At 67.7% G+C, this 25,318-nt stretch carries 25 protein-coding genes, 1 tRNA gene and 2 pseudogenes; 15 read left to right on the top strand and 13 right to left on the bottom strand.

What is annotated here, in order from left to right; genetic code table 11:
* Window positions 1-86: 86 nt before the first annotated feature.
* The 4 genes from ACQR3U_RS22520 to ACQR3U_RS22505 all read left to right on the top strand — a co-directional run bounded on the left by ACQR3U_RS22520 (window position 87) and on the right by ACQR3U_RS22505 (window position 2,615).
* Window positions 87-569, top strand: coding sequence for a hypothetical protein (locus tag ACQR3U_RS22520; protein ID WP_230810176.1), 483 nt, complete (start codon window positions 87-89; stop codon window positions 567-569).
* On the top strand, window positions 566-1,282 hold the full coding sequence (locus tag ACQR3U_RS22515; RefSeq protein ID WP_230810177.1) for a hypothetical protein: 717 nt from the start codon (window positions 566-568) through the stop codon (window positions 1,280-1,282). Before ACQR3U_RS22520 ends, ACQR3U_RS22515 begins: the two co-directional genes overlap by 4 nt.
* Before the next feature lie 95 nt (window positions 1,283-1,377).
* Window positions 1,378-2,016, top strand: a complete 639-nt coding sequence (locus ACQR3U_RS22510; RefSeq protein WP_230810178.1) for a M50 family metallopeptidase — start codon at window positions 1,378-1,380, stop codon at window positions 2,014-2,016.
* 104 nt (window positions 2,017-2,120) lie between these two features.
* Window positions 2,121-2,615, top strand: coding sequence for a hypothetical protein (locus ACQR3U_RS22505; protein WP_230810179.1), 495 nt, complete (start codon window positions 2,121-2,123; stop codon window positions 2,613-2,615).
* A gap of 58 nt (window positions 2,616-2,673) precedes the next feature.
* On the opposite strand, the gene ACQR3U_RS22500 is transcribed toward ACQR3U_RS22505, so the two are convergent.
* Window positions 2,674-2,862: a hypothetical protein gene (locus ACQR3U_RS22500; protein ID WP_094980847.1), complete on the bottom strand. Its 189-nt coding sequence runs from the start codon at window positions 2,860-2,862 to the stop codon at window positions 2,674-2,676.
* A 775-nt stretch (window positions 2,863-3,637) separates the two neighbouring features.
* Between ACQR3U_RS22500 and ACQR3U_RS22495 the strand changes: the two genes are divergently transcribed.
* Both ACQR3U_RS22495 and nhaA read left to right on the top strand, forming a co-directional pair.
* On the top strand, window positions 3,638-4,018 hold the full coding sequence (locus ACQR3U_RS22495) for a hypothetical protein (RefSeq protein WP_006554460.1): 381 nt from the start codon (window positions 3,638-3,640) through the stop codon (window positions 4,016-4,018).
* A gap of 881 nt (window positions 4,019-4,899) precedes the next feature.
* A pseudogene (gene nhaA / locus ACQR3U_RS22490) lies at window positions 4,900-6,752 on the top strand (Na+/H+ antiporter NhaA).
* A gap of 320 nt (window positions 6,753-7,072) precedes the next feature.
* Here nhaA and ACQR3U_RS22485 read toward each other — a convergent pair.
* The gene (locus ACQR3U_RS22485) at window positions 7,073-7,819 is read right to left on the bottom strand and encodes a TetR/AcrR family transcriptional regulator (RefSeq protein ID WP_006554456.1); all 747 of its coding nucleotides are present in this window, start codon (window positions 7,817-7,819) and stop codon (window positions 7,073-7,075) included.
* A gap of 73 nt (window positions 7,820-7,892) precedes the next feature.
* On the opposite strand from ACQR3U_RS22485, the gene ACQR3U_RS22480 reads away from it, so the two are divergent.
* On the top strand, window positions 7,893-8,282 hold the full coding sequence (locus ACQR3U_RS22480; RefSeq protein WP_006554455.1) for a VOC family protein: 390 nt from the start codon (window positions 7,893-7,895) through the stop codon (window positions 8,280-8,282).
* Window positions 8,283-8,294: 12 nt separating this feature from the next.
* On the opposite strand, the gene ACQR3U_RS22475 is transcribed toward ACQR3U_RS22480, so the two are convergent.
* Together ACQR3U_RS22475 and ACQR3U_RS22470 are read right to left on the bottom strand one after the other, a co-directional pair.
* Window positions 8,295-8,732: a VOC family protein gene (locus ACQR3U_RS22475; protein WP_230810180.1), complete on the bottom strand. Its 438-nt coding sequence runs from the start codon at window positions 8,730-8,732 to the stop codon at window positions 8,295-8,297.
* Window position 8,733: 1 nt separating this feature from the next.
* The gene (locus tag ACQR3U_RS22470; RefSeq protein WP_230810181.1) at window positions 8,734-9,306 is read right to left on the bottom strand and encodes a DinB family protein; all 573 of its coding nucleotides are present in this window, start codon (window positions 9,304-9,306) and stop codon (window positions 8,734-8,736) included.
* 61 nt (window positions 9,307-9,367) lie between these two features.
* Here ACQR3U_RS22470 and ACQR3U_RS22465 point away from each other — a divergent pair, with 61 nt between their 5' ends.
* Together ACQR3U_RS22465 and ACQR3U_RS22460 are read left to right on the top strand one after the other, a co-directional pair.
* Complete coding sequence (locus ACQR3U_RS22465; protein ID WP_006554452.1) at window positions 9,368-10,333, top strand: helix-turn-helix transcriptional regulator; 966 nt, start codon at window positions 9,368-9,370, stop codon at window positions 10,331-10,333.
* A gap of 40 nt (window positions 10,334-10,373) precedes the next feature.
* Window positions 10,374-11,339, top strand: a complete 966-nt coding sequence (locus ACQR3U_RS22460; RefSeq protein WP_064061326.1) for an endonuclease/exonuclease/phosphatase family protein — start codon at window positions 10,374-10,376, stop codon at window positions 11,337-11,339.
* 99 nt (window positions 11,340-11,438) lie between these two features.
* Here the strand turns inward: ACQR3U_RS22460 and ACQR3U_RS22455 are convergent, their stop codons facing one another.
* From ACQR3U_RS22455 to ACQR3U_RS22445, 3 genes and pseudogenes are all read right to left on the bottom strand, one after another.
* Window positions 11,439-11,576, bottom strand: a complete 138-nt coding sequence (locus ACQR3U_RS22455; protein WP_269572339.1) for a hypothetical protein — start codon at window positions 11,574-11,576, stop codon at window positions 11,439-11,441.
* A gap of 70 nt (window positions 11,577-11,646) precedes the next feature.
* Window positions 11,647-12,321 carry an alpha/beta hydrolase gene (locus ACQR3U_RS22450; RefSeq protein WP_230810183.1) on the bottom strand — a complete coding sequence of 225 codons (675 nt, stop codon included), beginning with the start codon at window positions 12,319-12,321 and terminating at the stop codon, window positions 11,647-11,649.
* 56 nt (window positions 12,322-12,377) lie between these two features.
* Window positions 12,378-12,536: pseudogene (locus ACQR3U_RS22445) on the bottom strand (MBL fold metallo-hydrolase); the annotation flags it as partial.
* A gap of 167 nt (window positions 12,537-12,703) precedes the next feature.
* Between ACQR3U_RS22445 and ACQR3U_RS22440 the strand changes: the two are divergent.
* The 3 genes from ACQR3U_RS22440 to ACQR3U_RS22430 all read left to right on the top strand — a co-directional run bounded on the left by ACQR3U_RS22440 (window position 12,704) and on the right by ACQR3U_RS22430 (window position 15,326).
* Window positions 12,704-13,831 carry an NDMA-dependent alcohol dehydrogenase gene (locus ACQR3U_RS22440; RefSeq protein ID WP_019289833.1) on the top strand — a complete coding sequence of 376 codons (1,128 nt, stop codon included), beginning with the start codon at window positions 12,704-12,706 and terminating at the stop codon, window positions 13,829-13,831.
* A 52-nt stretch (window positions 13,832-13,883) separates the two neighbouring features.
* Entirely contained in the window at window positions 13,884-14,696 is an 813-nt protein-coding gene (locus ACQR3U_RS22435) for a serine hydrolase domain-containing protein (protein ID WP_006554445.1), read from the top strand.
* Between the two features lie 123 nt (window positions 14,697-14,819).
* Window positions 14,820-15,326, top strand: coding sequence for a DUF3145 domain-containing protein (locus ACQR3U_RS22430; RefSeq protein WP_006554444.1), 507 nt, complete (start codon window positions 14,820-14,822; stop codon window positions 15,324-15,326).
* A gap of 112 nt (window positions 15,327-15,438) precedes the next feature.
* On the opposite strand, the gene ACQR3U_RS22425 is transcribed toward ACQR3U_RS22430, so the two are convergent.
* From ACQR3U_RS22425 to aceE, 6 genes are all read right to left on the bottom strand, one after another.
* Window positions 15,439-16,872 carry an acyl-CoA carboxylase subunit beta gene (locus tag ACQR3U_RS22425; protein WP_230810185.1) on the bottom strand — a complete coding sequence of 478 codons (1,434 nt, stop codon included), beginning with the start codon at window positions 16,870-16,872 and terminating at the stop codon, window positions 15,439-15,441.
* Window positions 16,873-16,963: 91 nt separating this feature from the next.
* A complete protein-coding gene (locus ACQR3U_RS22420) occupies window positions 16,964-18,220 on the bottom strand; it encodes a KasA/KasB family beta-ketoacyl-ACP synthase (RefSeq protein ID WP_167414241.1) in 1,257 nt (418 codons plus the stop codon).
* Window positions 18,217-18,495: a meromycolate extension acyl carrier protein AcpM gene (gene acpM / locus ACQR3U_RS22415; protein ID WP_006554441.1), complete on the bottom strand. Its 279-nt coding sequence runs from the start codon at window positions 18,493-18,495 to the stop codon at window positions 18,217-18,219. Before acpM ends, ACQR3U_RS22420 begins: the two co-directional genes overlap by 4 nt.
* Window positions 18,496-18,615: 120 nt before the next feature.
* Complete coding sequence (locus ACQR3U_RS22410; RefSeq protein ID WP_230810186.1) at window positions 18,616-19,533, bottom strand: ACP S-malonyltransferase; 918 nt, start codon at window positions 19,531-19,533, stop codon at window positions 18,616-18,618.
* A gap of 128 nt (window positions 19,534-19,661) precedes the next feature.
* Window positions 19,662-20,975, bottom strand: a complete 1,314-nt coding sequence (locus ACQR3U_RS22405) for a PucR family transcriptional regulator (protein WP_006554439.1) — start codon at window positions 20,973-20,975, stop codon at window positions 19,662-19,664.
* Window positions 20,976-21,041: 66 nt separating this feature from the next.
* Entirely contained in the window at window positions 21,042-23,891 is a 2,850-nt protein-coding gene (gene aceE / locus ACQR3U_RS22400; protein WP_033097778.1) for a pyruvate dehydrogenase (acetyl-transferring), homodimeric type, read from the bottom strand.
* Between the two features lie 325 nt (window positions 23,892-24,216).
* Here aceE and ACQR3U_RS22395 point away from each other — a divergent pair, with 325 nt between their 5' ends.
* The 3 genes from ACQR3U_RS22395 to ACQR3U_RS22385 all read left to right on the top strand — a co-directional run bounded on the left by ACQR3U_RS22395 (window position 24,217) and on the right by ACQR3U_RS22385 (window position 25,239).
* Complete coding sequence (locus ACQR3U_RS22395; protein WP_006554437.1) at window positions 24,217-24,639, top strand: DUF3052 domain-containing protein; 423 nt, start codon at window positions 24,217-24,219, stop codon at window positions 24,637-24,639.
* A gap of 31 nt (window positions 24,640-24,670) precedes the next feature.
* Window positions 24,671-25,135, top strand: coding sequence for a peroxiredoxin (locus ACQR3U_RS22390; RefSeq protein WP_006554436.1), 465 nt, complete (start codon window positions 24,671-24,673; stop codon window positions 25,133-25,135).
* 32 nt (window positions 25,136-25,167) lie between these two features.
* Window positions 25,168-25,239 (top strand) — tRNA-Val (locus tag ACQR3U_RS22385).
* Window positions 25,240-25,318: the final 79 nt, after the last annotated feature.

Here is a 25,318-nt window from a genome sequence, read left to right as displayed (position 1 = left end):
GCGGAACTCTTTCGGATAGGGCTTGGGCACGGGGTCCATCCTTCCAGCAGTGCCTCACGGCACCACAGTTCAGATGTCACCTATCCGTGCAGCAGTCCCAGACGATCAAGGCCCGGGCACTGCAAAACCTGCGGATGCACGAACAGGGCATGGTCGAGGCACATTTCGCGAATCGGTTGCTCGCCGACGCCGGCACCCCGGTCTCGGTGCCGGACCTCGTCGCCGCGATCGGGGAGCTCGAGGTCGCGATCGGGGAGACCGGGACGACCGGCATCATTCACCTGTCGATGCGGTACTCGTCGGCCCTCGACGCCGCCGGCATCAGCGTCGGCACCGGCCCGATCCCGCGAACGAAGCTCGGTAACGCCCTGGCCTTCGGTGGGGGATATGACGCGGTGCTCGGCTCGACCCTCGTCGCGACCGGCCCCACGACCGTGTGGCGGTCGGAGATCTTTGCCCAGGACACCATCGACGTCGATGCCCACCTCCGGGCCGCGATCGCCGAGCGCACCGTCGTCACCGGCTACGAATCGCTCATCTCGGCCGTCACCATCGGGGGCACGCCATGAAGCTGACCCGCAAACGGAGAGACCAGCTTCCCGAGTCCGAACGCGCGAAACGAACCCGGGACTCCACGCTGCGTCAGCTCCGCGGCGTGCCGGCCCCGACCCCCTCGCAGGACGAGCAACGACACCGACGCCGCCAGCACCTCCAGATCCACTACACCGGCACGTTCGATCTGGCCGCCGAGATCACCGCGATCCTCACCCCGCTGGCACAACGATCCGACACACATCGGTACCCGCACATCGCCCGCGAAGTCACCACAGCCGTACACGAGTGCGTCCTCACCCTCGGGAAGTTGCTCGTGGAACGGGACGCCCGCCGACGGACCGCGGACCTACCGTTCGAACGCCGCGGACGCGCCATCGACCTGATCGTCGCCGCGTGGGAACGACCCGCCTGCCCAGCGATCGACCGTGACGCGCTAACCGATGGGACCTGGACTGCCAGCCTGGTCGACCACGCCGCGCAGCTCTCAGAGCCTCTCAGCGCATACTTGCAGGTCGCGACGCCGCCCGGGCAGACCCGCGGGGCTGTGTCGATCAGCGAGCGGGTCGAGACGGCACTCCGAGAAGTCGACCGGGCCGTGCTCTCCGCGACCCGAACCCTCGACTACCTCGACGCCAGCCGGTCGACCGCATCCACCCCGATGAACGCGGAGCTCCGGCGACTGAACCCCAGCCGGGACGAGCTCGACGCCCTCGGCATCACCCCCTGACCACCTGGCCTCGTCTCGTGCTCCGGGTGCCGGCGGACTGGCTATGGGCCGCGCCGGCACCCGGGGGACACACCCCACCACGATCGGAGAACCCCATGACCACCACCACGGACACCCCATTCCTCCGCGAGCTGACCACCCAGCGCGAGAAGATCCGCAAGGCACGCGAGGCGAACGAAGCACGCGCACGTATCCCCGCCGCTGCAATCGCCGCCGCCGCTATCCACGAAGCAAGCCATGCCGTCGCCGCGGTCCTCGCCGGCGGACGGATCACCGACCTGACCCTCACCCCGCACGACCCCGACCACATGGGACGTTGCACCTACGACGGCCGACTGTCGGCTTCCGCCGAAGCGCAGGTCACCTTCGCCGGGGCCGTCGGCGAGGCACGCTGGACGTACGGCAAAATGCCTTCGGTCCGCGAAGTTCGCTCCGTCCTCGACGGGCACTGCGCGGCCGACGGCACCGGGGATCTCGACAAGCTCACCGCCTCCGGTGAACCGCTCCCGTTCGAGGTCGGCCGCCTCATCGAAACGACATGGCCCGCCGTCCAGACCATCGCCCGGCACCTCGTCGCCCACGACCGCGCCGACCACGCCACCGTCTGCGCAGCACTCGGCGTCCCCGAAACCGACGCCCACCTCAGCGCCCAGGCAGCAGCGATCCATGCCGGCCTCGCACCCACACCCCAGAAACTCCCGGCAGGCAGCACCCACAGCCCTGCCCGCCGGTGATGCCCCGGCCTCTCCCGGGCGGAATGGATGCCCACCCGGGAGAGGCTGCGGAGCGCCGACCCCGCTGTCCCCACAATCGCTGTCCCCACGAAGGAGTCCCCACCGTGACCGGAAACAACGTCCCCCAGCCCGACGAGCGACTCCGGGCCCAACGGTGCCTTGAGCTACGACGAGAGGGCCACACCTGGCAGGAGATCGCCGACCAGCTCGGCTACGCGGATCGCAGCGGCGCACGCAAGGCAGTCGAACGATTGCTCGACCGCACGGAGTTCGAGTCCGTGGACGAGTACCGAGTCCTTGAGTCCGACCGCCTCGACGCCCTGCACGCGGCGTACTGGACGGCCGCACTCGCCGGTGACCTCGACGCCGCGAAGCTCGTGTTACGCATCTCGGCGCAGCGGTGCCGGCTGTTGGGTCTCGACCTGCCGGCGCGCGTGAGCATCGAACCGGGACCGGCCGGCGAGGACTTCGCGGTCACCGCGGCCCGATTGATGACGGAGATCATGGACGCCGACGCGCGGACGCTCCCCGACTTCCTGACCTCCGACCCCTCGAGTCCGGAGGTCGAGTCCGAACCCTGGTCGAACATCGGCAAGTGACCCCGGACGACCCCGCGGCCCCGGTACCCGCTCGGTATCGGGGCCGCGGTCTGTCTGCTCACTCCAGCTCGGCGAGGATGCGTGCCCGGACTCTCGTCTCGGCGTCGATGAGCTTCCGGAGGTACCGGACTTCGTGGACCTCGTCGGGGGTGAGGGTTCGGCTGTCGGCGGTCTGGTCGAGAACCTGGAGGTCGGTTCGGGCTTCGCTGAGAATGCGGTCGATGGACGCGAGGAGAGTGTCGGTCATGGGCGCAAGTCTGGCACCTGCCACGCTGCCGGCGTCGACAACGTGGCAGGTCAGGATCTATTTGCCGACGCCGACAAATTCGCTGGTCACGTCCACGCTGAACGTGACTGCTTGAACCTGTGGAGTTGTGGACACGGTGTCCACCACTTTCACCGATCGGGGTAAGTGGTGGCAGAGCCTCGGGACGCCCTGATTCCGAATCCGCCCATCCGGAAACTCTCGGGGATCCCGGAAAGTTTTCCCCGATCCCAGAAAATCCGTTTGAGCGTGACGGCCCGTCACTCTCAACCGCGGTCATCATGACCGTGGTTGAGAGGTTCGTCGGGGACCTCTCAAATCTGGGGCCGGCAACCTGGGAGTGCGTGACAGGCAGTCACTGACTCACGTGCCGGTACTCGGCAGAGAGGTTCGGGGTGAACCTCTCTGCCGAGGGACGAACGCTCCGTAAGAGCTTGATCGGGAAACTCTCTAGCGTGGCCACGAAGTGGTCACAGACGATGTGTGTGACCATGTCACCCGGTATCACGAGAGCGGACGCGAACCCACTCTCACCTGCACGAACGCGGCTTCGGTATCACGCTGAATCATCCGGTGTCACAGGCGGATTCTGACTCATAATCCGCTGGTCGCGGGTTCGAGCCCCGCCCGCCCCACATCCTTCGCTCATGGCCGCGAGATGTTCCTGCTTGTCGGAACGGTAGCGTTCGACCCCATGAGCACCCTTCGAGAAGTCGGTGAGCGCGAGGCGTGGCGTTGCTGGTTGTGCGACGAGCCCGTGGACCCCGACATGTCGGTCAACGACCCGCGCGGTCCCAGCATCGACAGCATCAACACCGCCAAGAAGGGTGGCAAGGGAAAGGGCGGAGTCGAGCGACTCGCGCACCGCGCCTGCAACACCAAGAAGGGTGCCGTCAAACCCGTCGTGCCGTGGTCCGACCGGCTCTTCGTCGTCGACCCGGCGCCCATCATCGGCGTCGTCGAGCAACTCACCCGCAAGGGTGGTCGTGTCGCCGTTGCCCGGTGTCCCGAGAAGTCGGACGCGGAGGACGCCTCCGAATGGCTCCTCGACCGCTTGTCGCGACTCGAGCCGGGAGTGCGGTTCGATACCAGGATCGAGCAGGCCGGCGGCGGCTACCTCCTCGTGCTGACGACCTAACCGGGAGCCAACACCAGTCCGGAATGATCCGATGACTCGGCGGAGACCTCGACCTCGGTGAGCACCGTTCCGTCGTCCCCTCCGCAGCGTGTAGCGACCCGGCATGAGACCGGTGAACAGGAACCAACCGTCGTTCGTCGTGACGATGGTGCGGTCTATGTACTGCTCGCACACGTCCAGGCCGGTCAGTCGAATCGTGGTGGACGGATGGAAGACGCCTCCGATCCGCCCGTTCGCCACCGCTCCGATCGCAGCCGGTGGATCCGGGTGGTCGCCGAGCTCGTCCGGACGCCAGACAGGCGCACCGTCCGGCGGTGCGCACACCGAGACCGAGGAGTGCGACGACCGGGCATGCGCGACCGTCGGGTCGGCCCGGACCGCAGAGTCGGGCTGGTGCGTCGTCGCCGCGACGAGCACCCCTGCTCCCAGTGCGGTGATCAACATCCATCGGGCTCTTCGGATCGTCCCCGTGTGCAGCAGCGGATCCACCTCCTCTCCGTAAGAGAACTTAGGAAAGTTGTTCTCACCGAGGGTTATTCGGAACCGATGCTTCGGTGGATCGTGACGATACCCGGGGCGGACGCGCAGGGCTATCCTCCGTCGAGGCGACAGGTAGCGGCGGAATGTAACGGTCGGGCTGTCGAAACGCCGAAATCGTTTGTTGGCACAACGATTCGGTCTAGTTTCGGATGAGGTCGGTAGTCGGAGGGGTGCATTCCGCCTCCTGTACGGCGGAACCGGTTGCATTGTTGTGTTCGGACAATGCAGGTTCGAACGGCCGATACCGGAAACAATCGCCCCGGGGGCCGGCGTTGTGCGATGTCGTCGGTGTACTCACCGGCACCGAGTTGCTCGGAGCGGATTGCGGAACGAGGGAGCACATGACGGTCGACGAGAATCCGACGACGCTCCGCCGGGCGTCCGACCTTCTGGCAGGGTCCGCGACGGCACGGACGACGACACGCTCGCGGCAGGCGTCGTACTCGCGGCGACCCTGATCGCTCTGGTCTGGGCCAACCTGGGCGACTCGTACGAGGCGTTCTGGCACACACCTCTCAGCATCAGCATCGGCGACTACGGCATCGATCTCGACCTCGCGCACTGGGTCAACGACGCCGTCATGACGCTGTTCTTCTTCGTCGTCGGCCTCGAGGTCAAACGCGAGCTCACCATGGGAGAGCTCACCGACCGGACGCGCGCCGCGGTCCCGCTCGTGGCGGCAATCGCGGGGCTCGCGCTACCTGCGGGACTGTTTCTGCTGCTCAACCCCAGCGGGGAGGCCGCAGGAGCGTGGGGTGTGGTCGTGTCCACCGACACCGCCTTCGTGCTCGGTGCGCTCGCGCTGGTCGGACCCCGCTGCCCGGCCCGCCTGCGCGTGTTCATCCTCACACTGGCCGTGGCCGACGACATCGGCGCCCTCGCCATCATCGCCTTCGTCTACACCGACGATCTGCAGCCGGTCTACCTGATACCTGCCGCGATCGGACTGTTGCTGATCCTGCAGTTCCGCCGGCTCGAGGTGTGGCGGGGCGTCGTCTACTTCGTCGTCGCGGCAGGGACGTGGGTGGCGTTCTACGAATCCGGTGTGCACCCGACCCTCGCCGGTGTACTGATCGCGTTGATCCTTCCCGTCTATCCGCCGCGCCGCAGCGAGGTGGAGCGCGCCGGCGAACTCACGCGGGCGTTCCGCCAGTCGCCCAACTCCGACTACGCGCGCGCCGCGCAACTCGGGGTGCTCCGAGCCGTGTCCGTGAACGAGCGGCTGCTACGGTTCTACCAGCCGTACACGGCGTTCCTCGTCGTGCCGATCTTCGCCCTCGCCAACGCGGGTGTGGTGATCTCCGCCGAGACCGTCGGCACTGCGATCCGGTCGCCGATCACGTGGGGCGTCGTCCTCGGTCTCGTGGCGGGCAAACTCGTGGGCATCACCGCGGCCACTGCCGTCTTCTCGAGCCTGCGTCCGGGCAGCCTGCCGCCGGGACTCACCCTCTCGCACGTCGGTGGGGGTGCCGCGCTCGCCGGCATCGGGTTCACGATCTCACTGTTCATCGTGGATCTGGCGATCGAATCTCCCGAAGCGGCCAACGACGCCCGAATCGGCGTCCTTCTCGCGGCTGTTCTCGCCACGGCGCTGGGCTGGGCTTTGTTCCGGCTGTCCGACCGCCTGAATCCGCCGCAGGGATCTGCCGGGCTCGTGCTGCTGCGTCCGGTGGATCCGAACCGCGACCACATACGGGGACCGGTCGACGCTCCGCTCACACTCGTCGAGTACGGAGACTTCGAGTGCCCGTTCTGCAGCAAGGCCACCGGCAGCATCCGCGACGTGCGCGAGCACTTCGGCGACGACCTGCGGTACGTCTCCCGGCACCTTCCCCTCGATGAACACCACCCGCACGCCCGGTTCGCCGCCGAAGCGGCCGAGGCTGCGGCGGCGCAGGGACGATTCTGGGACATGCACGACCACCTGTTCGCCCACAGCGACGCTCTGTCCCGCGACGAGATCTACGAACACGCCCAGCAGTTGGGTCTCGATATGGACAGGTTCGACGAGGACCTTCGCCTGGGGCGGTATCGTCACCGTGTCGAGGACGACGATCTCGACGCCGAGACCAGCGACGTCTTCGGAACGCCCACCTTCTACCTCGGCGCCACCGGATCGGACCTCGCCCGGCACACCGGCCCGTTCGACGCGGCGACGTTGATCCGCAGGCTCGAAGAGGTGCGCGAGAGGTGATGCGATTCGGGTGGATCCGACCCCGGAAAGCGGGGCGGATCCACCCAAGTCGTGACGGCTTCTACCGGATGGTGGGTCCGGCCTCCGCGGATCCGGTCGGTAACAGGCCGGCCAAGCTGGCGAGGAGCGTTTCCCAGCGGCATTCCGCGGAGATCGACGCGAAGCGGCACCCGGAGTAGTCCTCCGTGGGGAGCGTAGGTGTGCCGGGATCTGCGTACGCCGTGGCCGGCACTGCAAAGGCGATTGCGGCACAACCGAGCACGCCCGCGGCGAATCGCTTCATGAAATCCTCGAATCTCTCGTACGAACCTTCGGGGAAATCATTCCCCGGTGGGTCGTACCCCGCCATTCGAGACGAGCGGTTCGAGCCCGTCGAGGACGCGCTGCAGCCCGAACTCCCATGCGTGGTGCGGGCTGTAGGCGGCGTTCATCTCTGCTCCGGCCGCCGCTCCCACCCGCTGTGCGAGGGGATGGTCGTCACCGAGATAGTGCGCGAGTCGCTCGTTCCATCGCGCCCAGGCCTCGCCCATGTCGGCGGCGTGCGGATCAGGTCGTCGGGCTCGGGCCGCACCCCGCACGAAGTCCGCGACGAACGTGAGCGCGGCGTCGCGATCGATGTCGCCGAGGGGCGTGCCGTCGAAGGCGTGGAGTTCGTGGTCGTACTTCGCGATCGTGCCGGGGCCGAGGGCCGTGCGCTGATCGTCGACGTCCAGCAGCCACCAGTGTGCGGCGTAGTGCTCGAGTTCGGATTCGGCGACCTGCCGTACCCGATCCCGCCACGACGGGGACTCGTAGGGCGGCCGGGGTTGCCGGGCGTGGACCCGATCGACCATGAGGACGAGGAGGTCGTCGCGCGACCCGACATGGGTATAGAGGGCCATGGCGGAGACGCCCAGATCGGTCGCGAGGCGACGGATCGTCACCGCGTCGAGGCCCACCGCGTCGGCGACGGTTACCGCAGCGTCCACCGCGGATGTGGTGGTGATCTTGGCTTTCGGCCCGCGGGAACCACCGGTCGGCGCGTCGGGATGCTCGCGCCACAGCAGGTCGATCAGATCGCGCGCCATAAATGCCTCCCGAAAACTCGGTCTCGGGAGTACTCTATACGCCGTACAAGGTTTCTGCTCTGGGGGAGGTCCTATGAAAATCAAGTCCACAGCACTGTCGCTCAACGTCGCCGACACTGCCGCATCGGCAGATTTCGCGATCCGGCACTTCGGTTTCACCGAGGAGATGTCGGCGGACGGATTCGTCTCGTTGACTCACCCGGACGCAGGATTCAACATCGTGTTCCTGCGTACCGGGCTGTCGACCTTCAAGCCGGAATCCGTCGCCGGCCCGGCCGGTCAGGGCATGCTCATCGCCTTCGTCGTCGACGACGTCGACACCGAGTTCGCGCGCATCGCGGAAGCCGGTGCGACGGTCGTGACCAAGCCGGAGACCGAGCCGTGGGGTGAACGGTACTGCCAGTTCGCCGATCCGAACGGGATCATCTGGCAACTCGTCCACTGGGTCTCGGAACCGGCCTGACCATGCGAAGTCTCAGTCGAGGCAGAATTCGTTGCCCTCGGGGTCGGCCATGACGATGTGGCCGGCCCCGAACGGCGGCGCCGGGTCGTGACGCTCCAGGCGCGTGGCCCCGCGTGCGACGAGCCGTTCGGCCTCGGCTTCCAGGGCGGCCATGCGCTCGGCGCCGTCGAGTCCGGGCGCGGCACGCACGTCCAGATGCATCCGGTTCTTGGCCTGCTTGCCCTCGGGCACCTTCTGGAAGAACAGTCGGGGCCCTGCCTCGTCCGGGTCGACGATGCCCGACGCGTCGTTGCGTCGTTCGAGTGGCACCCCCATCGCGTCGAGCGCGTCGTCCCACGACACGAAATTGCTGGGCGGCTTCTGGAGTTCGTAGCCGAGGGCGTCCGCCCAGAAGTCCGCGAGAGCCGCGGGATCGGCGCAGTCGAACGTGATCTGGATGTCGCGGGCCATGTCAGCTCGCCTCCTGTCGGGCGCGGGTACGGGTGTGCAGGTAGTGGTCCCTCAGAAGACAGACCTCGGACAGATGATGGATGAGTTCGCGGTGGATGTGCAGGACCAGCGCGCCCATCGGGTACTCGGCGTACGGTCCTTCGGCTTCACCGCACGGTCGGGCGAGTCCGTCTTCCCCGAGGGACTCGACGCCCGCAATCCACGTGGCGAGTTCGGCATCGAGCTGGGCGAGGGCCTCGTCCGCGGTCGCTGCGTACTCGAACGACATGTAGTCGGTGGCTGTGCGTCCGAAATGGCTCGCGTTGCGCATCGCCAGCACGCCGACGATCACATGCCCGAGCCGCCACGCAATGGTCGTGATGGGCGGCGGATCCGGTTCGGGGACCGCGAAATCGATGGTCGTCGCCCCGGCGCCTCCCAGTAGGGGAGCGGTGCCCGTCCCGCGCGGCCGAACACTCCAGCAGTCGAGTGCGGGCTCGAAGAAGTATTCGTCGTCGGTGAGGCTGTCGAGGCGACGGCGAACCGGATAGTCGAGTTGCTGTCGCAGTAGGTGGTTCCAGTCGAGTTCTGTCATGGCACCAGGTTGGCGCATATTCCGGACAGCTTCGGTCCGTGATCCGTGCGACTATCGTCGTGTGACCGTCGAGTCGACCACCGAACGGGTTCTGAGGGTGCTTGCGCTGTTGCAGAGTCGCCCCTCGTGGACCGCTGACGAACTGGCTGCGGAACTCGGCGTGACCGATCGCTCGGTGCGCCGCGACGTCGATCGGTTGCGCGCCCTCGGCTATCCCGTCCGCGCGACCCCCGGTGTCGGCGGTGGTTATCAGCTCGGTGCCGGCACGAGACTGCCGCCGCTGCTCCTGCACGACGACGAAGCGATCGCCACGGCGGTGTCGCTGCGACTGGCGTCGGGCAGCACCATCGCCGGTGCCGCCGAGGCGGCCCTGCGCGCACTGGCAAAGCTCGATCAGGTGATGCCGCCGCGTCTGCGCGCGGAGGTGCGGGCGATCTACGGGGCCACCGAGACCGTCGTCGGCGCGGGCACCGAGATCGACGCCGACACGCTGCTGGCGTTGGCCCGCGCGTGCCGCGACGCGACCCGTGTGCGGTTCCGGTACACCACCCGGCAGGAGGCGGACGACGAGCGCACCGTCGAACCGGTGCGGATGGTCGCTGCCGGACAGCGCTGGTACCTCATGGCATGGGACGTCGATCGCGACGACTGGCGCACCTTCCGGCTCGACCGGATGCGCGACGTGTCCCTCACGACCTGGCGGTTCCGGCCGCGGCAGCATCCCGATCCGGTGTCGTACGTCCAGCGGTCCGTGACGGAGTCGCCCTACCGGTACATCGCGCGGATCCGCCTGCGGGCGGACGCCGACCAGGTGCGCGACATGGTGCCGCCGCAGGTCGGGCGGGTCGAGGACGACGAGGACGGGTGGTGCGTGCTCGTCGTCGGCGCGGACGACCCGGACTGGGTCGTGATGCACGTCGCGCGAATGGGTTTCGAGGCGGTCGTCCTCGAGCCACCGGAACTTCGGGCGGCCGCGGACCGGCTCGCGACGCACCTCGCCGCGATCGCCTCCCGCTCCGATCGGTGACGGGTCCTCGCGCACGCGACCTGCGGCATGGTTGTGTGGCGTGGTGACGGCGAAGTGGCTCCGGCTCGGATCGGACGTTCTCGGGTGGACGGCAACCGCGACAGGCGCGGTCGGTCTCGCGCTCCACTTCGGTAGGTGGTCGGCCCAACCCTTGGTGCTCGCAGCGTCCGGCGCGTCGTATCTGATGGCCGGTGCGGTGATCGGGCTGATCGCCTTTGCCGTCCGTCGACGCCTATTCGGGGCCCTCGTTGCGGGTGCGATTGCTGCGACTGCGGTCTGGACCCAGGCGCCTCTCCACGTCGCGACGGCTGCGGCCGGTGCGGGTCCCGATATCACCGTGATGCACGCGAACATTCTGTTCGACAGGGGTGCCGATCCCGAGGTCGTCGTGTCCCGGGTCCGGGACCGCGACGTCGACCTGCTCACGGTGAACGAACTCACCTCTGCGGGGGTCGATGGACTCACCCGTGCCGGTCTCGACGAGCTGTTACCCCATCGGTATCTCGTCCCCGGAGAGTTGGCGTCGGGAACGGGGATCTGGAGCCGATTTCCGCTGTCGGACACCGTCGAACACGACGGATTCGTCTTCCGTCAACTCTCTGCGCTCGCGGACGTACCGGGAGCGGGACCGGTCGCGGTCCACGCGTTCCACCCGGTCCCACCGGTGTTCGACGCGCAGGACTGGGCTGCCGAACTGTCACGGTTGCAGAACATCCTCGATCGATCTCCGGCCGACGTCCCCGCAGTCGTGGGTGGCGATTTCAACGCCACCTACGACCATGCGCAGTTCCGCGCGTTGCTCTCGGGGCGTTTCGCCGATGCCGCGGAGCAGGCGGGAGCGGGGGCGGTGCGTACCTATCCGACCGACAAACCCGGCCCGCCGCTGGTGGCGATCGATCACATCCTCGTCGGGAACGGGACGGCCGTCGCGTTCGACTCCGACGACCTTCCCAGGGCGGATCACCGTTCGGTGGTCGCCCGGATCCGGTTGGACCCCGGCGAGTGACGCCTCGGGATCAGGCCCCCCGGCGAGTGACGCCTCGGGATCAGGCCCCCCGGCGAGTGACGCCTCGGGATCAGGCCCCCCGCGAGCGAAGCCTCGCGATCAGGCCTCAGCGCCCATCGACTCGGCGAGGATCGGCCACGCCTTGCGCGGGTCGTCCTCCCAGTAACCCCACGAATGCGTTCCGTCGGCATCGAGTTCGGCCGTGACCGGGATGTCGAGCGCTTCGAGCCGGTCCACCAGCTGGTGCGTGCAGGCATTCGTGGCGGCCTCGATCGCTCCGCCTGCGACGATCTGCGTGGCGAACGATTCACCCGCCGCGCGTTCCTGACCGGGGACGTCGTACGTGCCGGGCAGACCGTTGCGGCTCGACAGGTACAAGGCCTTGCCGCGCAAGCCTTCCGCATTGAGGTAGACGTCGTGCTCGGCCCAGCGCGGACCCGTCGGCCGGACCCCACATGCTCTCGACGTCGCCCTTGCCGCGGCGCTCGACGACGAGCCTCACGTACAGCTGACCGACCGGATCACTGGTGCGCACGCATCCGCTGAGGGATGCGACGCCGGAGTACAGGTCGCCGCTCCGGATCGCGAGGTCCAGCGCGGAGCCGGCACTCATGGACATCCCGATGATCGACTGCTTGCCGTCGGTGTCGAGCAGTTCGTCGACGACGGGCGGCAGTTCCTCGAGGAGGAAGGTCTGCCACTGGTTGCGACCGAGAACCGGATCGTCGAGATCCCAGTCGGTGAAGTAGACGAAGTTGCCGGTGGCGGGGATGACCACGTTGACATTCTTGTCCGAGAAGAACTCGGCGATGTCGCTGCTCTCCATCCACCCGGTGCCGTCGATCACCCCGACACCCGCGCCGCCGAGGGCGTAGACGACCGGCCGCGGCTCGCTCGGATCGGCCGGACGCAGGACGTCCAGGGGGATCACGGTATCCACGGCCGGGGAATAGACGCGGACCGTCCAGTGCTGGTCGGTCACCTCGTCGACGCCCTCGACGTAGGCGGTGGCGGGCTCGGCGTCGACCGACTCCGGGGGAACGGGAACTCTGCGACGTTCAGGTTCTCGAGGCTGCGGGAGCCCTGGAACAGTCCGCAGTCGATCAGGATCCGTGCGTCGCCGAGTTCGACCGTCGCGCACGAACCGGTGACGGTTCTCGCCGCCCCGTGGAAAGTGAGTTCCGGATTGTCGGACACGGCATCTCCTCGGACGCTCGGGCGGTGGTGACCCGCGGGACTGCCTCTCACCGTATCGAGCGCGGGTGTCCCACCGGACCGGGAAAGTATGTAGAACCTGTTCCAATTCTGTGTGATTGTGGCTATCGTCACGTGCACAACCGGCAATGCGATGGAAGGCGAGTCAGATGAAGACCAAGGGTGCAGTGCTGTGGGGCATCGACGAACCGTGGTCCGTCGAGGAGATCGACCTCGGCGATCCCGTCGCGGGCGAAGTGCAGATCCGCATGGAAGCCGCCGGCATGTGCCATTCCGACCATCACATCGTCACGGGCGCAACCCCGATGCCGTCCTTCCCCGCCATGGGTGGTCACGAGGGCTCGGGCGTGATCACCAAGGTCGGTGAGGGTGTGGTGGGTCTCGAGGTGGGCGACCACGTCGTGCTGTCCTTCATCCCTGCGTGCGGACGGTGTCCGTCCTGTTCCTCGGGGCACTCGAATCTGTGCGACCTCGGGGCGGGACTGCTCGGCGGCCAGGCGATCTCCGACGGCACCTACCGCATTCAGGCCCGCGGCGAGAACGTGATCGCGATGTGCCTCCTCGGCACCTTCTCGCCGTACATGACGGTCAACCAGAGCCAGGTCGTCAAGATCGACAAGGACGTACCCTTCGAGCTCGCGGCGCTGGTCGGCTGCGGCGTGCCCACCGGCTGGGGTTCGGCGACGAACATCGCCGAGGTCAAGGCCGGCGACTCGGTCGCCATCATCGGCGTCGGCGGTGTCGGCATGAGCGCTCTGCAGGGCGCCGTCGCCTCGGGTGCGCGCCACGTGTTCGCGATCGACCCGGAGCCGTGGAAGCGGGAGCAGGCGCTCAAGTTCGGTGCCACCCACACCTACGCCTCCATCGAGGAGGCCATCGTGCCCATCATGGAGATCACGTGGGGCCGCATGTGCCACTCGACGATCATCACCGTGGGCGAGATGAAGGGCGAGCTGGTCGATCCGGCACTGACACTCACGGCCAAGGGCGGCCGGTGCGTCGTCACGGCGATGGGCTACATGTCCGACATGGACGTCAAGCTCAACTCGTTCCTGCTCTCGATGCTGCAGAAGGACCTCAAGGGCAACATCTTCGGTGGCTGCAACGCGCGGGTGGACATCCCCAACCTGCTCGACCTGTACAAGTCCGGTCAACTGAACCTGGCCGACATGGTCACGCGCACTTACACCCTCGAGCAGATCAACGACGGATACCGGGACATGCTCGAGGGCAGGAACATCCGCGGCGTCATCCGCTACACCGAAGCCGACTGGTGACCGGTACCGACCGGTGACCCCGCGCCGCCGGGGCGTCTCGTAGGCTGATCGCGTGCACAGCCTCGATCTGCTCAGCGACTGGCCCGTCGACCGTTCCGCCGCCGCGGTGGTGACCCGCGACGGCGGAACGGTCGCGTCCAGGGGAGACCTCGACGAGGTCTTCCCACTCGCATCCGTGACGAAGCCGCTCGTGGCGTACGCCGCGCTGGTGGCCGTCGAGGAGGGCGCGATCGAGCTCGACCAGCCCGCGGGCCCCGCGGGGTCGACGGTGCGCCACCTGCTCGCCCACGCCTCCGGTCTGGCGTTCGGTGAGCGCACCGTGCAGACCGAACCCGAACGGAAGCGGATCTACTCGAGTGCGGGCTTCGAAGTGCTTGCCGAACTCGTCGAGACGGAAACCGGTATCGAGTTCCCGGAATACCTCCGGCAAGCGGTCTTCGAGCCGCTCGGCATGCCGTCCTCGTCCCTGCCGGGGCCGGCGGGTCACGGGGCGCAGTCGTCGGTCGCCGATCTCGCGTTGTTCGCGCGCGAGCTGCTCGACCCCGTGCTGGTCTCGCGCGAAACCCTCACCGAGGCGACCAGCGTGCAGTTTCCGGGTCTGAACGGACTCGTGCCCGGCTACGGGATGTTCAAGCCCAACGACTGGGGCCTCGGATTCGAGATCCGCGGTGAGAAGAATCCGCATTGGACCGCCACCGGTAATTCACCGCGTACTTTCGGTCATTTCGGTCAATCGGGCACATTCATTTGGGTAGATCCCGAAATTTCCGTCGCCGCTGTGGTACTTACTGATCGTGCGTTCGGAGACTGGGCCAAACCGCTCTGGCCTGCCCTCGGAGACGCGATCATCACCGAATTCACATGAACCTCTCTGGTTCGCTGGCGAAACACACGCCACACGGGCACACTTGTACGCAGCCTGCATGGAGAAGCCTTGGTCGACGAAGGTCGTTGGGGAAGACGTCCTGGTCGAACCGGAGGTGAATGTATGCGCGCATCCAACCAATTCGCGGATGCCACGGCGGGGGTGATCTATGTCCACTCCTCACCGGCGGCGGTGTGCCCGCACATCGAATGGGCACTGGCCGACATCCTCGACTGCCGGCCCGATCTCTCGTGGACGGGCCAGCCCGCCGCACCGGGGCTGCTGCGCACCTGCGTCGACTGGGTCGGGCCCGTGGGCACGGCCGCGCGACTGGCCGACGTGCTGCGGTCGTGGCCGATGCTCCGCTTCGAGATCACCGAGAATCCCAGCGAGGGCGTCGACGGCGAACGTTTCAGCTACGCCCCCCGACTGGGTCTGTGGCGCGGGTGCACCAGCGCCAACGGCGACATCGTCGTCGGAGAGATGCGTCTGCGCGCCATGCTGTCCTCCGCCGATGTCACGAGCGAACTGCACCGCGCCCTCGGAACGGCATGGGACGAAGAGCTCGAGCCGTACCGCAGCGGCGACGAAGGCGCGCAGGTGACGTGGCTCCGCCGGGACGTCGGCTGACCGCGGTCCGCCGCCCCGGCGACGCGACCGGAACGCACCCCACATCTTCCTGATACGAGAACACCGGCACCGCTCCGAGGAGCGGTGCCGGTGTTCTCGTGCTGTGTCCGGATCAGAGCGGAATATTCTTGTGCCGTCCGCGAACCGCGGGTGCGGCGGCGAGCGCGGCGGCCAGGGTGCTGCGCGTGGTGGCGGGATCGATCATCTCGTCGACCACACCGATGGCCATCGCACGACCGACGCCACCGGCGATCGCCTCGTGTTCGGCGGCGAGACGGTCGTGCAGCGCCTCACGCTCTTCCTCGGGAGCCGCGGCGAGGGCCTTCTTGTGGAGGATGCCCACAGCGGCCTTCGCGCCCATCACGGCCACCTCGGACTCCGGCCACGCGTAGACGGCGGTGGCCCCGAGCGCCCGGGAGTTCATCGCGATGTACGCGCCGCCGTAGATCTTGCGCGTCACCAGCGTGACACGGGGAACCTTCGCCTCGGCGAACGCGTGGAGCAGCTTGGCGCCGCGTCGCACGACACCCTCCCACTCCTGGCTCACACCGGGAAGGTAACCGGGAACGTCGACGATGACGACGAGCGGAACACCGAAGGCGTTGCACATCCGCACGAAACGCGCTGACTTCTCGGCGCTCTCGGAGTTGAGGCAGCCGCCGAGGCGCAGCGGGTTGTTGGCGATGACCCCGACCGTGCGGCCGCCGAGACGGCCGAAGCCGGTGACGATGCTGCGGGCCCAGCCGACCTGCAGTTCCTCGAAGGAGGACTCGCCGTCGACGTTGTCGAGCAACTGGTGGACAATCGGCCGCACGTCGTATGCGCGTCGCGGCGAGGCGGGCATCAGCGCCCGCAGGTCGGTGTCGCCGAGTGTCGCTGCGACGACGTCGAATTCGCCCTGCTCGGCCAGCATCGACACCAGGCGGCGGGCCCGGTGCAGGGCGTCGGCCTCGTCGTGCGCGGCGATGTGCGCGACACCGGACTTCTTGGTGTGCGTGTCGGGGCCGCCGAGCGACTCCATGTCGACCTGCTCACCGGTGACGCTGCGGACCACGTCCGGTCCGGTGACGAAGACACGGCCCTCGGGGGCCATGATGACGATGTCGGTCAGGGCCGGGCCGTAGGCGGCACCGCCGGCCGCGAAGCCGAGAACGACGGAGATCTGGGGGATCAGACCGGACGCGCGGACCATGGCCTCGAAGACCAGGCCGACGGCGTGGAGGGCTTCGACGCCCTCGGCCAGACGCGCGCCACCGGAGTGGAAGATGCCGACCACGGGGATCTCGTGGTCGATGGCGTGGTCGATGGCGGAGACGATGTGCTTGCATCCCTCGACGCCCATGGCTCCGCCCATGACGGTGGCATCGGAGCAGTATGCGACGGTGCGGATGCCGTCGACCTCGCCGACGGCGGCGAGGACGCCCGACTTGTCGCGGGTGTGCAGCAGTTCCAGGCTGCCCGGGTCGAACAGTTTCTCGAGACGGGCCAACGGATCTCTCGGGTCCACCGTCGTCTCACGCAGGGTGGCTGGATCCAGGATGGTCATCGGGTGCTCCTCGGGCAGACGCGGTGGTGGTGGGCTGCGGTGGAGGCTCCGGGTGGAGCCTCCACCGCATGGGGCGCAGCGGCGTCGACGGTCAGGCGCGACCGAATGCGAGCGCCACGTTGTGCCCACCGAAACCGAACGAGTTGTTCAGCGCGAAATCGATCCGGCCGGAACGTGGTTCGCCCTTGACCACGTCGAGATCGATCTCTGGATCCTGGTTCTCGAGATTCAGCGTGGGCGGGATGACCCCGTCACGCAGAGCCAGGACCGTGAGTACTGCTTCGAGTGCACCCACCGCACCGATCGAATGACCGAGCGCGGACTTGGGGGCGTAGATCGCGGCGTGGTTGCCCACGGCCGCGTTGATGGCCTTGGCTTCGGCCACGTCGCCGATCGGGGTGGCCGTCGCGTGCGCGTTGACGTGCCCGATGTCGGCCTTGGTGAGCCCGGCGGTCTCGATCGCTCGCCGCATGGCCCGAGCCGCTCCCGTACCTTCCGGATCGGGGGCGACGATGTGGTAACCGTCGGAGGTGATGCCGGCGCCGAGGATACGAGCGTGGATGGTCGCTCCGCGTGCCTTGGCGTGCTCCTCGCTCTCGAGGACCATCAGTGCGCCGGCCTCGCCGAAGACGAAACCGTCGCGGTCCTTGTCGAACGGACGCGAGGCGCCCTTCGGGTCCTCGTTGCGGGTGCTCAGCGCCCGCATCATCGCGAAGCCCGCGGTGGCGACCGCGTCCAGCTGACCCTCGACACCACCGGTGACGACGATGTCGGCGTCGCCGAAGGCGATCATGCGGAACGCGTTGGCGATCGCCTCGGATCCGGACGAGCACGCCGAGACCGGGGTGATGACCCCTGCGCGAGCACCGAGTTCGAGCCCGACGGTGGCCGACGGTCCGTTCGGCATGATCATCTGCACCGCGAAGGGCGAGACCTTGCGGTAGCCGCCGGCACGGAGCTTGTCGACGGCGTCGATGAGCGACTCGCCGCCACCGAGGCCCGTACCGATGACCACACCGAGACGGTCCTGGTCGACCTCGGGGCTGCCGGCGTTCTGCCAGACGGTGCGCCCGAGGGTGAGCGCGAGGCGCTCGACGAAGCTCATGCGACGGAGTTCCACCCGGGACAGTCCCTCGTCGGGGCTGACCTTCAGGGTTCCGCCGATGCGCACCGGGAGGTCGAACTCGTCGACGAATCCGCCGTCGATGGTGCCGATCCCGCTCTCACCGGCCAGCAGTGCTTTCCAGGTGGCGTCCACGTCGCCGGCGATCGACGTCGTAGCCGCGAGGCTGGTGACGACGACGTCGCGGAGTGCCCGAGGAGAAGGGGAGGTCACAGCAGAACTCATTCGTTGTCGTTCGTGGCCTGAACGCCTGCGGCCTCGAGCTTCTGGATGTAGTTCACGGCGTCACCGACGGTGCGCAGACCGGCGAGATCCTCGTCAGGGATCTTCACGCCGTACTTGTCCTCGGTCTGGACGGCGATCTCGACCATGGACAGCGAGTCGATGTCGAGGTCGTCGACGAAGGACTTGTCGACGGTCACCTCGGAGGGCTCGATGCCGGTGACCTCTTCGATGATCTCCGCGAGACCGGCGATGATTTCTTCCTGGGTGGCGGCCACGATGTGGCTCCCTTCTCGATCTGTCGACTATGTCGTTCGAAACCGGCCGGATGTTTCCGGTCGGGGGTCCGGGGAGGTCCCGGTGAGGTGCCCGTGCTGTGCGACGGCGCGCGCAGCAACCTAACCGAGTTGAAGACTTTCGGCCAGAGCGGAGATCTCCGCGGGGGTCTTGAGGGCGACGGTGGGCGTGCCGCGCATCTCGCGCTTGGCGATGCCCACCAGCGTGCCGGCGGGGGGAAGCTCGACGATCCGGCTCACCTGCGCCGCGCGCAGGTAGGCGGTGCACAGGTCCCACCGGACGGGCCGGGTGACCTGAGCTGCGAGACGTTCGAGGGCGTCGGCTCCGGAGGTGACGGGCTTGCCGTCGTAGTTGGACAGCAGCGTGTGCGTCGGATCCGAAGGTGTGATCTTCGCCGCGGCGGCAGCCACGGCGTCCTGGGCGGGTGCCATGAATCGGGTGTGGAAGGCACCGGCGACCGGCAGGGCGCGGACGCGGGCCTTCTCGGGCGGGTTCGTAGCGAGTTCCTCGAGCGCACTCAGGCGCCCGGCTGCGACGATCTGACCGGCCGCATTCATGTTTGCGGGGGCCAGATCCAACTCGGCGAGGCGCGCGAGCACCTCGTCCTCGGCGCCGCCGAGGACGGCGGACATTCCGGTGGGTTCGAGGGCGCAGGCGCGGGCCATCTCGGCTCCGCGGACGGCGGCGAGGGCGACGGCGTCGTCGGCGCTGATGACACCCGCGATGGCGGCCGCTGCGAGTTCGCCGACGGAGTGGCCGGCGACGATCGTGTCGGCGGGCACGAGGCCGCGACGGTCGAGATCCTCGAAGGCGAGCAGGGCGGAGGCCACCACGAGCGGCTGGGTCACCGCGGTGTCGGTGATCTCCTCGGCGGTGGCAGTGGTGCCGAGACGCGCGAGATCGAGTCCCGCCGTCTGCGACCACCGGTCGATCCGGTCGCGCGCTCCGGACTGCTCGAGCCACGGGGCGAGCATTCCGGGTGTCTGAGACCCCTGGCCGGGGGCAAGCAGCGAAATCACGATCACCAGGGAACACCGCGAACGGGTGCCTGCGAGATGTCGGTAGCGATGAAAGGTTGCCCCTCGATTTGTAGGGTTCCCACAAATCTGCACGTCGGTGCTCGCTATCGGTGGAAAGGCCGGGGACGTTACGTGTCCGATTCGCGAATTGTGAATCGTGTGACAGGTGGTGCAGGCGATCTCAATTCGTTATGGCTTCGTGCCAGGCGGCCTACCGTGGCAGCGATTCGAAGCACGTACGCATCGCGAGGATTTGTGGGATCCCGACCCGTTACTTCTGTGATCCGCTTCAATCGATACCGCACGGTATTTGGATGAACAAACAGCTTCCGGGCGCAAGTCTCGACAGCGCCCCCACTGTCGAGGTATGCGTCCAGCGTGTCCGCGAGGGACGGCCCGGCGGCTGCGAGCGGGGCGACGACGAAGTCCTCGAGCGCGGCGATCGCGCCGGGATCACCGAGCAGCGCACGTTCGGGCAACAGCTCGGCGGCGTGCACCGGCCGGGGAGCCCCCGGCCACCCCACGACCGCCTCCATGCCGGCGAGCGCTTCGACGGCGGAGACGTGTGCGGTCGCCAGCGTCGGTGTCGTCGGACCGATCACCACCGGATCGTCGGAGAACGCGCGCATCAACTCGGAGCGGAAGTCCGCCGCGTCGACCGTCCCGTGCAGTTCACCGCTGACCACCATCACCAGGCGTTCGCCCTGCACCACCGCGAGAGCCGCGCGACCGTGCTCCTGGGCGACGGTGTGCACGGTGGTGATCACCGAGACGCCCTGGTCGGGCGGGGGAGTACCGACTATCACCGTCGCCGGGGCGGTCGCGTCCCAGTTGAGGGTCGCGGCCCGCGACTGCATGTCGGGCCCGGTGTCCCCACGCACCACGGCGTCGACGACGAGGGCCTCGAGCCGCGTGTCCCAGGCGCCCCGCGACTCGGCCGCCCCCGCGTACACCGCCGCGGCAGCGAAACCGAGCTCGCGCCCGTACCGCAGGATCGCCTCGGTGAGCGCCACGAGCTGTTCCTCGTTGCGGGCGAGGGCCGGCAGCCACTGCTCGAAGAACTCCATCGCCGCGCGGACCATGTCCACCGTCTGGCGCAGCGTCAGTCGCCGGGCGAGATCCTGCGGGATCATCTGGAAGGCGTCGAGGCTGAAGCGCAGGTCGCTGTCGGGATTGCGCACCCACTCGAGGAAGTCGACCACCGACGTCTGGATCACCAGCTGCACGGTCGACCGCTGCGACGCGTCGAGATCGGCGAAGAAGGGCAACTGCTCCTGCATGACGTGTACCGCTTCGGTGGACAGTCGCCCCGAGAACTGCTTGACCCGACGGAGCAGCGCGTCGGGCAGCGGTGCCCGCTCGGGACGGGACGGCGGTACCGGGCGTTCCCTGTGAACGCCCGGTACCTGCCCGGTCCGGCGGGGTTGCGGCTCGTCGACCATGGGACGAAAGTACCCGGCGCCCGCGACCCGGCCGGTCACGCCACTCGGACGTGACCGGCGGACGGATCAGGCGACGCCCGGATCCGCCATCGAGACCGGGGCGGCCGTCACGTCGTCGATCTTGTAGGTGCGGGCCGCCTCGACGGCCTTCTCACGATCGATCGCGCCTTCGCGGCCGAGTGCCGAGAGCACCGCGACCACCGTGGACTCGGCGTCGATGTTGAACACGCGGCGGGCGGCGCCACGGGTGTCGGAAAAGCCGAAGCCGTCGGCGCCGAGCACCGTGTAGTCGCCCGGAACCCACTTGCGGATCTGATCGGGCACCGCGCGCATCCAGTCGGACACCGCGACGAACGGACCCGCCGCGTCGTTGAGCACCGACGCGACGTACGGCACCGAGGCTTCCTCACCGGGGTTCAGCAGCGCCTGGCGGTCGCACTCGACGCCGTCGCGGCGCAGCTCGCCCCACGAAGTGACGGACCAGACGTCCGCGGACACTCCCCATTCGTCGGCGAGCATCTTCTGCGCACGCAGCGCCTCGGGCATCATCACGCCCGAGACCAGGATCTGCGCCTTCGGACCCGACTCCGGTCCCCGCTTGTACAGGTAGATGCCCTTGAGAAGGCCCTCGACGTCGAGATCCTCCGGCTCGGCCGGCTGCGAGTACGGCTCGTTGTAGATGGTGATGTAGTAGAAGACGTCCTCACCGCCGAAGCCGTCGACACCCTCCGTGCCGCCGTACATCCGCCGCAGACCGTCGCGGAAGATGTGGGCGATCTCGTAGGAGAACGCCGGGTCGTAGGTGACCGCGGCCGGGTTGGTCGACGCGAGCAGCAGCGAGTGCCCGTCGGCGTGCTGCAGGCCCTCACCGGTCAGCGTGGTGCGACCGGCCGTCGCGCCGAGGGCGAACCCGCGTGCCATCTGGTCGGCCGCCGCCCACAGGCCGTCGCCCGTGCGCTGGAAACCGAACATCGAGTAGAAGATGTACACGGGGATCATCGGCTCGCCCTGCGTTGCGTAGGACGTCCCGACCGCCGTGAACGACGCCGTCGAACCGGCCTCGTTGATGCCCTCGTGCAGGATCTGCCCGACTTCGCTCTCCTTGTAGGCAAGCATCAGATCGGCGTCGACCGAGGTGTACAGCTGACCGTTGCGGTTGTAGATCTTCAGCGACGGGAACCACGAGTCCATACCGAAGGTGCGGGCCTCGTCCGGGATGATCGGCACGATGCGCTTGCCGATCTCCTTGTCGCGCAACAGTTCCTTGAGCACACGGACCGTCGCCATGGTGGTGGCGACCTCCTGCTTGCCCGAACCCTTGCGGACGACGTCGTAGGTCTTCTCCGCGGGCAGCGCCAACGGCTTCGCGGTGGTGCGGCGCTCCGGAAGGAAACCGCCGAGGGCCCGGCGACGCTCGAGCATGTACTGGATCTCGGGCGACTCGAAGCCGGGGTGGTAGTACGGCGGCATCTTCGGATCCTTCTCGAGCTCTTCGTCCGAGATCGGGATCCGCTGGATGTCGCGGAAGTACTTGAGGTCCTCGAGGGTGAGCTTCTTCATCTGGTGGGTCGCGTTGCGGCCCTCGAAGTGCTTACCGAGCGTGTAGCCCTTGATGGTGTGCGCGAGGATCACCGTCGGCTGACCCTTGTGCTCCATCGCCGCCTTGTAGGCCGCGTAGATCTTGCGGTAGTCGTGGCCACCGCGCTTGAGGTTCCAGATCTGCTGGTCGGACAGGTCCTTGACCAGTTCCTTCGTCCGCGGGTCGCGGCCGAAGAAGTGCTCGCGCACGAACGCGCCGTCGTTGGCCTTGTAGGTCTGGTAGTCGCCGTCGGGGGTGGCGTTCATGAGATTGACCAGTGCGCCGTCCTTGTCGGCGTGCAGCAGGGCGTCCCACTCGCGGCCCCACACGACCTTGATGACGTTCCAGCCGGAGCCGCGGAAGAACGACTCCAGCTCCTGGATGATCTTGCCGTTGCCGCGCACCGGGCCGTCGAGACGCTGCAGGTTGCAGTTGACGACGAAGGTCAGGTTGTCGAGACCCTCGGTGGCCGCGACGTGCGCCAGACCGCGCGACTCCGGCTCGTCCATCTCGCCGTCGCCGAGGAACGCCCAGACGTGCTGATCGGAGGTGTCCTTGATGCCCCGGTCGTGCAGGTAGTGATTGAACCGTGCCTGGTAGATCGCGTTCATCGGGCCCAGGCCCATGGACACGGTCGGGAACTCCCAGAAGGTCGGGAGCAGGCGCGGGTGCGGGTACGAGGGCAGGCCGCCGCCGAGCGAGGCGTGGCTGTGCTCCTGACGGAAGCCGTCGAGCTGCTCCGTGCCGATGCGGCCCTCGAGGAAGGCTCGGGCGTAGATACCGGGGGAGGCGTGGCCCTGGATGAAGACCTGGTCGCCGCCGCCGGGATGGTCCTTGCCGCGGAAGAAGTGGTTGAAGCCGACCTCGTACAGGGCGGCGGACGACGCGTAGGTGGAGATGTGACCACCGACGCCGACACCCGGGCGCTGCGCGCGGGTGACCATGATCGCCGCGTTCCACCGGATGTACGCGCGGAAGCGACGCTCGACCTCCTCGTCACCGGGGAACCACGGTTCGCTCTCGGTGGGGATGGTGTTGACGTAGTCGGTGGAGGTCAGGGCGGGAAGGGAGACCTTGCGCTCGTTGGCACGCTCGAGCATGCGCAGCAGCAGGTAGCGCGCGCGGGTGGGGCCCGCGGCCTCGAGCATCCCGTCGAACGACTCGAGCCACTCTTCGGTCTCCGCCGGATCGATGTCCGGCAGATAGGAGGCCACACCCTCGCGGATCACCCGGACACGGTTGTCCTTGGTCGATGCCGGCTTGGCCGAGGAATCCGGTCCCGACGCGCCCGGTGCGGCGCCTTCTCGGGAGTCGGATCCGTGGATCAGGTCTGTCAACGTCTGCTCCTCATCGTGGTGGGCGCGTAGGTGGAGCGCCCTCTCCGTCGGCCGGCTCTTGTGGGAGCCGACGCAATCGACATCTGAACATGATGCACCCCTCATCTTCCCCCATCCGCGACGAAGGATCACGCCGTGGCCCGGCCAACAGGACGGAACGGACACCGTACGAGGCGGTGCAATGGGTCCCTCTGGAAAGATTCTCCCGCTTTTCCCAGCGATTCGGGTTGCGTTGAGGCCCGCAACGATGTTCGCTTTGACCAATTGATCGTCACGCCGGTACGCGGATCCGATTCGCGCACCACAACCCTTAGGAGGAGCCACCGTGGTCGCCGCGGCGGATGCCAAGAACTATGTCTCCAAGCTCGGTATCACTCACGACCACGTGGTGCAGGAACTCGGTTGGGACGAGGACACCGACGACGAGTTGAGAGCTGCGATCGAAGAGGTCACCGGTACCGAGCTGCTCGACGAGGATTCCGACGAGGTCGTCGACGTCGTGCTGCTGTGGTGGCGCGACAGCGACGGCGACCTGGTCGACGCCCTCATGGACGCGATCGGCCCCCTCGCCGACGAGGGCGTCGTGTGGGTGCTCACCCCCAAGACCGGGCGCCCCGATCACGTCGAGCCCAGCGAGATCGCCGAGTCGGCCGCCACAGCCGGCCTCACCCAGACCACGGCCACCAACCTCGGTGACTGGATCGGCAGCCGCCTCGTCCAGCCCAAGGCCGGCCGTCCCCGCCGCTGAACCGGCTCCCGGAACGTAAGGATCCATACGCATGCCGATCGCCGTGGGCGCCGAAGCCCCCGATTTCACTCTCAAGGACCAGAACAACCAGGAGGTGACGCTGTCGAGCTTTCGGGGCAGCAAGAACGTGCTCCTGGTCTTCTACCCCCTCGCCTTCACCGGCGTCTGCCAGGGCGAACTGTGCGCCGTCCGCGACGACCTGCCCACCTTCGAGAACGACGACACCGCCATCCTCGCGGTGTCGGTCGGCCCGTCGCCGAGCCACAAGATCTGGGCAGCCGAGCAGGGCTACACCTTCCCGCTGCTGTCCGACTTCTGGCCGCACGGCGAGGTCGCGCAGGCCTACGGTGTGTTCAACGAGAAGTTCGGTTTCGCCAACCGCGGCACGTTCGTCATCGACAAGGACGGCATCGTGCAGTTCGCGGAGGAGAACCAGCCCGGAGAGGCCCGTGACCAGGGAGCTTGGGCCAGAGCGCTCGCCGCGCTAAAGTCCTGATGCGAAGTCGGCGGCACCTGCCGCCGTCTTTCGGGCGTGTAGCTCAGTGGTAGAGCTCTGGTTTTACACACCAGCGGTCGGGGGTTCGAAACCCTCCGCGCCCACAAAGCCCCCTCACCTTCTGATGCAGGTGAGGGGGCTTTTTCGTGCCCTCCAGATACCGCTGAAAATCGGAGGGGGACA

The organism is Rhodococcus sp. IEGM1339, from assembly GCF_050321925.1.
Lineage (GTDB): Bacteria > Actinomycetota > Actinomycetes > Mycobacteriales > Mycobacteriaceae > Rhodococcus > Rhodococcus pyridinivorans.
This window is presented reverse-complemented; position numbering and strand designations above follow the sequence as displayed.

Excerpts from the sequence above, each read along its gene's own strand:
- ACQR3U_RS22515 (WP_230810177.1), top strand. The coding sequence starts at position 566 with ATGAAGCTGACCCGCAAACGGAGAGACCAGCTTCCCGAGTCCGAACGC.
- ACQR3U_RS22510 (WP_230810178.1), top strand. The coding sequence starts at position 1,378 with ATGACCACCACCACGGACACCCCATTCCTCCGCGAGCTGACCACCCAG.
- ACQR3U_RS22500 (WP_094980847.1), bottom strand. The coding sequence starts at position 2,862 with ATGACCGACACTCTCCTCGCGTCCATCGACCGCATTCTCAGCGAAGCC.
- ACQR3U_RS22485 (WP_006554456.1), bottom strand. The coding sequence starts at position 7,819 with ATGGCGCGCGATCTGATCGACCTGCTGTGGCGCGAGCATCCCGACGCG.
- ACQR3U_RS22480 (WP_006554455.1), top strand. The coding sequence starts at position 7,893 with ATGAAAATCAAGTCCACAGCACTGTCGCTCAACGTCGCCGACACTGCC.
- ACQR3U_RS22475 (WP_230810180.1), bottom strand. The coding sequence starts at position 8,732 with ATGGCCCGCGACATCCAGATCACGTTCGACTGCGCCGATCCCGCGGCT.
- ACQR3U_RS22470 (WP_230810181.1), bottom strand. The coding sequence starts at position 9,306 with ATGACAGAACTCGACTGGAACCACCTACTGCGACAGCAACTCGACTAT.
- ACQR3U_RS22440 (WP_019289833.1), top strand. The coding sequence starts at position 12,704 with ATGAAGACCAAGGGTGCAGTGCTGTGGGGCATCGACGAACCGTGGTCC.
- ACQR3U_RS22430 (WP_006554444.1), top strand. The coding sequence starts at position 14,820 with ATGCGCGCATCCAACCAATTCGCGGATGCCACGGCGGGGGTGATCTAT.
- ACQR3U_RS22425 (WP_230810185.1), bottom strand. The coding sequence starts at position 16,872 with ATGACCATCCTGGATCCAGCCACCCTGCGTGAGACGACGGTGGACCCG.
- ACQR3U_RS22420 (WP_167414241.1), bottom strand. The coding sequence starts at position 18,220 with ATGAGTTCTGCTGTGACCTCCCCTTCTCCTCGGGCACTCCGCGACGTC.
- ACQR3U_RS22405 (WP_006554439.1), bottom strand. The coding sequence starts at position 20,975 with ATGGTCGACGAGCCGCAACCCCGCCGGACCGGGCAGGTACCGGGCGTT.
- ACQR3U_RS22390 (WP_006554436.1), top strand. The coding sequence starts at position 24,671 with ATGCCGATCGCCGTGGGCGCCGAAGCCCCCGATTTCACTCTCAAGGAC.